General features: G+C 67.3%; 1 protein-coding gene. It reads right to left on the bottom strand.

From position 1 onward, the window contains the following. A partial coding sequence (locus BN903_RS10665) for an argininosuccinate synthase (protein ID WP_048077713.1) occupies positions 1-1230 on the bottom strand: 1230 nt, incomplete at its 3' end. Positions 1231-1839 lie beyond the last annotated feature (609 nt).

A 1839-nucleotide genomic window follows, 5' to 3' on the forward strand; every position in this document is an offset into this window, starting at 1 on the left:
CTCGTCGGTCTCGGCGGCGGCTCCCGACCCGTCGGTCGCGAGTTCGGGCTTCTCGACCCCCGCCTTCACGTCGTTGGCGAGGCGCTCCTGAAGCCCGTGGTACTTCGCGACGCCCGTCGCGTCCGACTGGGCGATGCCGGCGACGTCCTCGGTGTTGAACGAGGCCATCTCCTCGGAGTAGACGGCGTACTCGGAGTCGCGGGCGACGACGCGGCAGTCGCCGCCGGACACCTTCACCGTCGCCGTGCCGGTCACCACGTCCTGCGTCTCGTCGACGAAGGCGTTCAGCGCGTCGACGACCGGTGCGAACACGAGCCCTTGATACGCCTTCTCGGACCACTCCTGTTCGATCCCCTTCTTGAACGAGCGCTCGTTTTTCGTGAGAACGAGGTCTTCGAGCGCCTGATGCGCGGTGAGGAGGACGGTCGCGGCCGGGTGCTCGTAGTTCTCGCGCACCTTCAGGCCGAGCATGCGGTCCTCCATCACGTCGGTGCGGCCGACGCCGTAGCCGCCGGCGTACTCGTTGAGATGCTGGATGAGCGGGACCGGGTCCATCGCCTCGCCGTCGACGGCGACCGGAACGCCCTCCTCGAAGGTCACCTCGATGGTGGTCTCCCCCTCCGGCTCCGCGGTCCACTCGTAGATGTCCTCCGGCGGCTCGTAGTCCGGGTTCTCCAGTTTCCCGCCCTCGACCGCGCGCGACCAGATGTTCTCGTCGATGGACCAGACGCCGCCGTCGCCGGCCTCGACGGGCAGGTCCTTCTCGGCGGCGTAGTCGATCTCCCACTCGCGGGTGAGCCCGAGTTCGCGCACGGGAGCGATCACTTCCAAGTCGGAGCCGCGCCAGACGGCCTCGAACCGGAGCTGGTCGTTGCCCTTGCCCGTACAGCCGTGGGCGATGGCGTCACAGCCCTGCTCCTCGGCGACCCCGAGGATCGCCTCGGCGATAACCGGGCGCGCGAGGGCGGTCCCGAGCGGGTAGCCCTGATAGCTGGCGTTCGACTTCACCGCGTCGAAACAGAGGTCCGCGAACTCGTCTTTCGCGTCGACGACGTGGAGGTCGAGCCCCAGCGCCTCGGCGGTCTCCTCGGCCTCGTCGAACTCCTCGGTCGGCTGGCCGACGTCGACGTTGACGCCGATGACCTCGTCGTAGCCGTACTCCTCTTTCAGTAGCGGTACGCAGACCGTGGTGTCGAGTCCCCCGCTGAACGCGAGTGCAACGCTCGTCATTACCGGAGGAGACACGGCCTATGCCCTTAAATTCAGCGGTTTCATATTTGTAAGAAAAAAGTTGAGCGGTCGCTCACGGAGACTACAGTCGAGACTCCACGGAACGAAACGGCGCGAACGCGACGAGGGATGAAGTGTTAGTGGCCCGAAGGGCCTCGTCGTCGCGCCGCGCCGGAAGCCGGTCGCGGCGGTCGGACGTCTCGTCGCGGTCGCAGGGCTCGTCGGTCTCGGAGGAGGCCGGCGTCGAGACGAGCCGCTGCGGTCATCGGGTGAACGTTGCCACGCTCTCGTATAAAAGCGTTCTGTAACCCTCCCGCGTCTCGGACGGATCTCCTCGTCCCAGCGGCTCGTGAACTGACGGCGTGACCGTCGCGAGCAGCGTCGAAGCCCCAGTCGCTCGGTACAACATAGTTGCTGCTGAGGACACGACCGCCGAAGCCCCAGCCGCGAGGCGGCCGCACGCTCGTTGCGGTCCTCGTCGCTCACTCCGTTCGCTCCTGCGGTCCTTACTTCGCCTGCGCCCGCCTCGCGACTGCCCCTTCGATTCCCACCCCGCCACAGCACCGCAACCGCACCTCACGCCTCCCCCACGCCTCGTCGCTGGCGGGT

The sequence above is a fragment of the Halorubrum sp. AJ67 genome (genome assembly GCF_000513435.1).